General features: G+C 60.2%; 8 protein-coding genes. 3 read left to right on the plus strand and 5 right to left on the minus strand.

Annotated elements, in window-relative coordinates; translation table 11 throughout:
* Positions 1 to 39 precede the first annotated feature (39 nt).
* Positions 40 to 1,518, plus strand: coding sequence for an inorganic phosphate transporter (locus BMZ91_RS13390; RefSeq protein ID WP_092839761.1), 1,479 nt, complete (start codon positions 40 to 42; stop codon positions 1,516 to 1,518).
* Between the two features lie 81 nt (positions 1,519 to 1,599).
* Here the strand turns inward: BMZ91_RS13390 and BMZ91_RS13395 are convergent, their stop codons facing one another.
* Genes BMZ91_RS13395 through BMZ91_RS13410 form a run of 4 tightly spaced genes read right to left on the minus strand, consistent with a single transcriptional unit; the run spans position 1,600 to position 4,255 of the window.
* Entirely contained in the window at positions 1,600 to 2,631 is a 1,032-nt protein-coding gene (locus BMZ91_RS13395) for a MaoC family dehydratase (RefSeq protein ID WP_092839763.1), read from the minus strand.
* 2 nt (positions 2,632 to 2,633) lie between these two features.
* The gene (locus tag BMZ91_RS13400) at positions 2,634 to 2,837 is read right to left on the minus strand and encodes a DUF1737 domain-containing protein (protein WP_092839835.1); all 204 of its coding nucleotides are present in this window, start codon (positions 2,835 to 2,837) and stop codon (positions 2,634 to 2,636) included.
* Positions 2,838 to 2,842: 5 nt separating this feature from the next.
* A complete protein-coding gene (locus BMZ91_RS13405) occupies positions 2,843 to 3,388 on the minus strand; it encodes an NnrU family protein (RefSeq protein ID WP_092839766.1) in 546 nt (181 codons plus the stop codon).
* 6 nt (positions 3,389 to 3,394) lie between these two features.
* Complete coding sequence (locus tag BMZ91_RS13410) at positions 3,395 to 4,255, minus strand: HpcH/HpaI aldolase/citrate lyase family protein (RefSeq protein ID WP_092839769.1); 861 nt, start codon at positions 4,253 to 4,255, stop codon at positions 3,395 to 3,397.
* A 219-nt stretch (positions 4,256 to 4,474) separates the two neighbouring features.
* Here BMZ91_RS13410 and BMZ91_RS13415 point away from each other — a divergent pair, with 219 nt between their 5' ends.
* Positions 4,475 to 4,783, plus strand: coding sequence for a hypothetical protein (locus BMZ91_RS13415; RefSeq protein WP_092839838.1), 309 nt, complete (start codon positions 4,475 to 4,477; stop codon positions 4,781 to 4,783).
* Here BMZ91_RS13415 and BMZ91_RS13420 read toward each other — a convergent pair.
* Entirely contained in the window at positions 4,780 to 5,526 is a 747-nt protein-coding gene (locus tag BMZ91_RS13420; protein WP_092839772.1) for a sulfite exporter TauE/SafE family protein, read from the minus strand. The genes BMZ91_RS13415 and BMZ91_RS13420 overlap by 4 nt on opposite strands.
* 162 nt (positions 5,527 to 5,688) lie before the next feature.
* Here BMZ91_RS13420 and mdh point away from each other — a divergent pair, with 162 nt between their 5' ends.
* On the plus strand, positions 5,689 to 6,651 hold the full coding sequence (mdh, locus tag BMZ91_RS13425) for a malate dehydrogenase (RefSeq protein WP_092839776.1): 963 nt from the start codon (positions 5,689 to 5,691) through the stop codon (positions 6,649 to 6,651).
* Positions 6,652 to 6,969 lie beyond the last annotated feature (318 nt).

Raw genomic sequence — 6,969 nt, forward strand, 5'->3', positions numbered from 1 at the left:
GTACCCGCTTGATACGCGCGTAGAATCCGGGGGCGATCCATGGCCGACAAACTAGACAGCAAACACTGGACCACCCTTGACCGCGACCTGGGACGGATTTCTCAGGTCGAATATGCTGCGGCCTATGTCTCGCGCCCGTTGGTGGGACCGGGCATCGCGCTTGCCTTCATGATATTGGCCGGCCTTGCCGCCGCCCTGTTTTTTCATGCCTCTCCAGTTAACGTTATTGTCGTCGCGGCCGCGGTGATCGGCGCCTATATGGCGATCAACATTGGCGCTAATGACGTCGCCAACAATATGGGGCCGGCCGTTGGTGCAAATGCGCTGACCATGGGTGGTGCGATCATCATTGCCGCCATTTTCGAAAGCGCGGGCGCGCTTTTGGCCGGGGGTGACGTGGTCTCGACCATTTCCAAGGGCATTATTGACCCCTCGGGCATGGCCGAAATCCAAACCTTTATCTGGGCGATGATGGCCGCGCTTTTAAGTGCCGCACTTTGGGTCAATCTGGCCACCAAGGTCGGCGCGCCGGTCTCGACCACGCATTCGGTGGTGGGCGGGGTCATGGGGGCCGGCATCGCCGCCGCCGGCTTTGCCGCCGTCAATTGGCCGACGATGGGGGCAATCGCCGCCAGTTGGGTGATTTCGCCGGTGCTGGGCGGGGTCATTGCCGCAGCGTTTCTGGCGCTGATCAAAAGCCGCATCATCTATCAAGAAGATAAGATCGCCGCCGCGCGCAAATGGGTGCCCATTCTGGTGGCCATCATGGCCGCGGCCTTTACCAGCTATCTGGCCCTCAAGGGATTCAAGAAACTCATCAAGATCGACATGCAGACCGCCCTTATCATCGGGCTTGTGCTGGGGCTGGTGACCTATGTCATCACCCGCCCGATGATCCGTCGCCAATCCGAGGGGCTGGAAAACCGCAACAAGTCGGTCAAGGTTCTGTTCGGCCTGCCGCTGGTGTTTTCCGCCGCGATGCTGTCGTTTGCCCACGGCGCCAACGATGTGGCCAATGCGGTGGGTCCGCTGGCCGCTATCGTCCATGCCGCCGAGGCTGGTGATTTCGCCCGCAATGTGGCCATTCCGATGTGGGTCATGGTGATCGGCGCTTTTGGGATTTCGTTTGGCCTGTTCCTGTTTGGGCCGAAACTGATCCGCATGGTCGGCAGCCAGATCACCAAGCTCAACCCGATGCGCGCCTATTGCGTGGCGCTTTCGGCGGCGATCACGGTGATCGTGGCAAGCTGGCTTGGCCTGCCGGTCAGTTCAACCCACATCGCCGTTGGGGGCGTCTTTGGCGTCGGATTTTTCCGTGAATGGCACATGGAACGTCGGCGGCACAAGAACATGCCCGTTGCGCCCAAGTTGAAAATCGCCGCCGAGGAACGCCGCCGCCGCAAGCTAGTGCGCCGCAGCCATTTCATGACCATCATCGCGGCCTGGGTCATCACGGTGCCCGCCGCCGCCGCGATGTCTGCGGTGATCTTTTATATCCTCAACAGCCTGAGCGCCTGACGGCACGTACCACCGTGTTCCTTCTCCTGTATTTAACACACACAAAACAGGAGAGGAGCAATTGGGGCCGGGTTTTGCGGATCAGAGCGGGATAAGCGCCCAGTAATCCAGATCAAGCATCACATGCGGCAGATATTTGCCATCCGCCCCCTTAAGCGTGAACGGCGCACCGCCTTTGGTTGCCACAAGCCGCAGCCGCAGTGCACCAACACCCGGCGCGGATGTCTCGGCCTTGTCGATCACCTCGGACCAGGCCTTGATCGTATCGCCGGAATAACAGGGATTGGCATGCGCGCCGCCGTTCAGCCCGACCACCATCTGGGCGTTGGCCAGACCGTTAAAGCTTAGCGCCCGTGCCATCGAGATCACATGCCCGCCATAGATCAGACGGCGGCCGTCGTCGCGCGCGCCAGCGTCGAAATGCACCTTGGCGGTGTTCTGCCAGAGGCGCGTGGCAATCATATGCTCGGCCTCTTCGACGGTCACGCCATCGACATGGTCGATCTGTTCATCGACCGCGTAATCGCCCCAGCGATGCCGCTCGCCCGCAAGGGCAAAATCATAGGTGCTGAAATCAAGGCCCTGTGGAATCGTAAGGTCACTGGCGGCCAAAGCCGGCGCAAGATCGGGGATCACCGTTTCGGGGGCGGGCGCATCAAGGTCGCCTTTGCGCACCATCACCCAGCGTATATAGTCGATAACCACCTCGCCGCGCTGATTGATGCCCGTGGTGCGCACATAGACCACGCCTGATTTACCGTTCGAATTCTGCTTGAGGCCGATCACCTCTGAGGAGGCGCTTAGCGTGTCACCGGGATAGACCGGCACCCGCCAGCGCCCTTCGGCGTAGCCAAGATTGGCCAGCGCATTGAGCGAGATGTCGGGCACGGTTTTGCCAAACACCAGATGAAACGCCGCCAGATCGTCAACCGGGCTTGCGGGCAGACCAGAGGCACGGGCAAATTCATCCGAGGAATAAAGCGCATGGCGCGCCGGATAAAGCGCGTGATAAAGCGCGCGCTCGCCCCCCGACACCGTGCGCGGTACGGCATGCTGGATGGTTTCGCCAAGGGTGTAATCCTCGAAAAACCGGCCCGGATTGGTCTTTGCCATGCTTACTGCTCTCCTAGTTTCATGTCGGGCGTATAGGTGCCCTCGGTGTCTTTCACCACTGCCTGACCACAGCGCATGACGCCATTGGCGTGATCATAGGAATAGGTCGGGCTGCCATGCAGAACCCAGCCCTTGTTGAGCGCCGCCGTGACCTTGTGGCAAAACGCCGACGTGTCATCACCCGATAGGAACCGATAAAGTTTCATGTTGTTCACCCCGAAAACGGCGATACGCCAAGCCACATGTGAATGCCCGCGATCACGGCAAACATCACCAGCGTGATAATCACCAGGATGATATCCTTTTTCGCCGGGCCCGGCTCTGGGCGCACCCAGTCTTGCGAGCGGTTGATCACGATCACCTCAAGCACCGCCCAGCCCAGCAACCCACCAAACAGGACGACCGAAGCCAGATCGCCATTGACCAGCAAATGCGCCACGGCCCAGATCTTGACCGCCGTCAGCTGTGGGTGGCGCATGCGCCCGCGCAGCCGACCGGTTGTCGCGCTCATCCCGTAGACGAACACCGCAACCAACATCAAAAGGTTGTTAAGATGCACTGTCCATGTCGGCGGGAACCACAGATTGACGACCTCGGCCTGTTTGTACCCCACGATCATCAGGCCAAGACCGGCCAGAACACCGACAGCAACCAGCGCCTTGCCGGCATTGCCCATCCGCGCGCGCAGATCGGGGGCCACCCGTTTGAAAAGATGTGCCGCCACCCAGAGAGCAAGACCAAGGATCAGATATATCATCGCAGGTTACTCCGCTGCCATTTCCGCAATCGCCTGCGCCTTGGCCTGGATACGCTGCGCCGCCACAACATGCAGATTTTCAACAATCTGCCCATCGACCACCGCGATCCCCTGACCCGAGGCGCGGCTTTCTTCATAGGCGGCGATCTGGCGCGCGGCCAGTTCAATCTCGGAATTTGTCGGCGCAAAGGCGGTATTGGCAATCTCGACCTGCGCCGGGTGAATCAAGGTCTTGCCGTCAAAGCCAAGGTCTCGCCCCTGCTCGCATTCCGCCTTGAGCCCGTCACCGTCACGGAACCGGTTATAGACCCCGTCCACCGTAATAACCCGCGCCGCGCGTGCCGCCATCACGATCATCTGCAACGCGGTCATAAGCGGAAGGCGATCAGCGCGGGTGCGACATCCAAGATCCTTGGCAAGGTCATTGGTTCCCGCCACAAGGCCGGCCACCTGCGCATGCGATGCAATCTCGCGGGCGTTGAACACGCTCACCGGCGTTTCCATCATCGTCCAGATCGGCAGATCGCTGCCGATCACATCCGACAGATTGTCGATATCCGACGAGGTATTGACCTTGGGCAACAGGATCGCATCCGCTCCCGCATCGCGCAGCGCGCGGGCATCCTCCAGCCCCCACTCGGTGGTCAGTGCATTGATCCGCACGATCTTGGAGCGTTTGCCATAGCCCCCCTGACGCAGCGCCTCGACAAGGGTCTGGCGGGCCTCGGCCTTGACATCGGGGGCCACGGCATCCTCAAGGTCAAAGATGATCGCGTCGGTGGGCAGGCTGCGCGCCTTGTCAAGCGCACGCTCTTTCGAGCCGGGAATATAAAGCACCGAACGGTAGGGGTGCATGCTGCTGTCCATGGATCTGCCCTCGCGTAGATTCTATTTTGTAATAATCTTGCGCAGGAATGGCATTTTTTGGCGAAAATGTTCAAGCCCTTTCTCGCCGCATCGCAGCACCCGATCACCTTTTCATCCCCTTTGGCGCGCCGGGGCGGGCCATTAACCATCTTTTCACCTCTGAACCCGCATCCTTCTCATGTGACGGCAGGGACCCCACCACCGAAAAAGGGTATGACGATGATCAAACGATTTCTGACAAGCGCCGCTGCGATTGCGGTATTCTGGGGCGAGCCGGCGCTTGCACAACTGGCCAATTGTGCGCCGCGCGATGCCGTCCTCGAGCGTTTGGCAAGCTCTTATGGCGAAACCCGGCAATCCATGGGGCTTGGGGCGAACAATGCCGTGATCGAGGTGTTTGCCTCGGACAAATCCGGCAGTTGGACCATCACCGTGACCGGCACCAATGGTATCACCTGTCTTGTCGCCAGCGGTCAGGCCTTCGAGGCGATGGCCGAGAGCCTGCCCGCTCTTGGCAATGACGCCTAAGTCAGGCCGTCCCAGATTAGCTTGGCCCCGGTCATGGCCAGCAAGATATAGGTGATTGCGAAAAAGACGCGCTCCGGAATGATCCGGTGAGCGCGCACGCCGATCCACGCCCCCAAAAGCGCAAAGGGCGCCAGCGCCAGATCGAACAACAGCGTTTCGCGGGTGAACAGGCCGAGCATTCCATAGGGCACCGCCTTGGTGATGTTGAACACCCAGAAGACAAGCACCGTTGTCGCCTGATAACGGGTTTTATCAAGGCCGCGCGACAGCAGGTACACGGCGGCCGGTGGCCCGCCGGCATGGCTGACAAAGCTTGTGAAGCCTGCGACCACCCCGGCCAGCGCCCCACCCCAGACCGGCATTGCCCCTGCCGCCCGGCGCAAAAGACCGGCCCGCATCGCAAGCTGCCAGAGCACAAAGCCAATCGCGATTCCCCCGATCAACAGCCGCAGGACATCCGCATCGGTGCGCTGAAACAGCAGCACCCCAAGCGCCACCCCCGGCAGACCGCCAACGAGTAGAAGCGCCGCATCGCGACCGCTCCATTGCCGCCAATAGGCGCGCAAACTGGCCAGATCAATCAGCATCAAAAGCGGCAGCATGATCCCCAAGGCCACGCCCGGCGAGATCATGATCGCCAGAATCGCCGCCCCCGCGAAAGCGGCGCCAGAGCCAAACCCACCCTTTGAAATGCCCGCGAACAGCGCCGCGAACACAGCAATTGCAAAGACATCAAACCCCATGGTCTGCACCCCGTAAATCCCGCCTGCGCAAGCACTTTAGCCGCCCCACGACCGGCGCGACACCCCAACCCCCGGATTTTGCCGCGTCGCAGCACCCTTGCCAGCGGCAAAAAATAAGACTAGGCCGAAGCGCAACTTTTCAACCGACTGGAGATACATCCGATGGCCAGACCCAAGATTGCGCTGATTGGCGCCGGACAGATTGGCGGCACCCTCGCCCATCTCGCCGCGCTCAAGGAACTGGGCGATATCGTCCTCTTCGACATCGCCGAAGGCACCCCCGAAGGCAAAGCGCTCGACATCGCCGAATCCGGCCCTGCGGAAGGGTTCGACGCAACCCTGAGCGGCACCCAATCCTACGCCGATATCGCTGGCGCGGATGTGTGCATCGTCACCGCCGGTGTCGCCCGCAAGCCCGGCATGAGCCGCGATGACCTTCTGGGAATCAACCTCAAGGTGATGAAATCGGTCGGCGAAGGTATTGCCGCCCACGCGCCCGACGCCTTTGTGATCTGCATCACCAACCCGCTTGATGCGATGGTCTGGGCGCTGCGCGAATTCTCGGGTCTGCCGCATGAAAAGGTCTGCGGCATGGCGGGCGTTCTTGATAGCGCGCGCTTCCGCCATTTCCTGTCGCTGGAATTCGGCGTGTCGATGCGCGACGTTTCCGCCTTTGTTCTTGGCGGCCACGGCGACACCATGGTGCCGCTGGCCCGCTATTCGACCGTTGGCGGCATCCCGCTGCCGGATCTGGTTGATATGGGCTGGACCACACAGGACAAACTCGATGCCATCATTCAGCGCACCCGTGATGGCGGCGCCGAGATCGTTGGCCTGCTGAAAACCGGATCGGCGTTCTACGCCCCGGCCACCAGCGCCATCGAAATGGCCGAGGCTTATCTGAAAGACCAGAAACGTGTTCTGCCCTGCGCGGCCTATGTGGACGGCGCCCTTGGTCTGAACGGGTTCTATGTCGGCGTTCCCACCGTGATCGGCGCGGGCGGTATTGAAAAAGTCATCGACATCAAGATGAACAAGGACGAACAGTCGATGTTCGACAAATCGGTCGATGCGGTCAAAGGCTTGGTCAAGGCCTGCAAGGAAATCGACCCCTCGCTGGCCTGATCGCCATAAAACACAGTATCGAACGGGGCCGGATCACATTCGGCCCCGATTCTTTTCAAGCCTCTGCATCCAAAGCAATTCAATTTTGTGATCACAGGGTTAAAACGTGTGATCACAAAAACGGAAAAATTGCCGAAAAATCCGCAATTCGGAAGAAACCGTTTAATGCGGCCTTAAATATATGCCTATACCTGTCCCAATCGTAGCAAAACGGGACAATTTCATGAACATCCATGAGTATCAGGCGAAAGCATTGCTTCGCTCTTACGGCGCCCCGGTGTCGGATGGGCGCGTGGTTCTGCGCGCCGAAGAAGCCAA

Origin of the sequence: Roseovarius lutimaris (genome assembly GCF_900115165.1) — a bacterium.
GTDB classification, from domain to species: domain Bacteria; phylum Pseudomonadota; class Alphaproteobacteria; order Rhodobacterales; family Rhodobacteraceae; genus Roseovarius; species Roseovarius lutimaris.

Bases quoted from the DNA above. Each gene is read 5' to 3' on its own strand.
- BMZ91_RS13420 (WP_092839772.1), bottom strand. From the start codon at position 5,526: ATGGGGTTTGATGTCTTTGCAATTGCTGTGTTCGCGGCGCTGTTCGCG.
- BMZ91_RS13400 (WP_092839835.1), bottom strand. From the start codon at position 2,837: ATGAAACTTTATCGGTTCCTATCGGGTGATGACACGTCGGCGTTTTGC.
- mdh (WP_092839776.1), top strand. From the start codon at position 5,689: ATGGCCAGACCCAAGATTGCGCTGATTGGCGCCGGACAGATTGGCGGC.
- BMZ91_RS13390 (WP_092839761.1), top strand. From the start codon at position 40: ATGGCCGACAAACTAGACAGCAAACACTGGACCACCCTTGACCGCGAC.
- BMZ91_RS13405 (WP_092839766.1), bottom strand. From the start codon at position 3,388: ATGATATATCTGATCCTTGGTCTTGCTCTCTGGGTGGCGGCACATCTT.
- BMZ91_RS13415 (WP_092839838.1), top strand. From the start codon at position 4,475: ATGATCAAACGATTTCTGACAAGCGCCGCTGCGATTGCGGTATTCTGG.
- BMZ91_RS13395 (WP_092839763.1), bottom strand. From the start codon at position 2,631: ATGGCAAAGACCAATCCGGGCCGGTTTTTCGAGGATTACACCCTTGGC.
- BMZ91_RS13410 (WP_092839769.1), bottom strand. From the start codon at position 4,255: ATGGACAGCAGCATGCACCCCTACCGTTCGGTGCTTTATATTCCCGGC.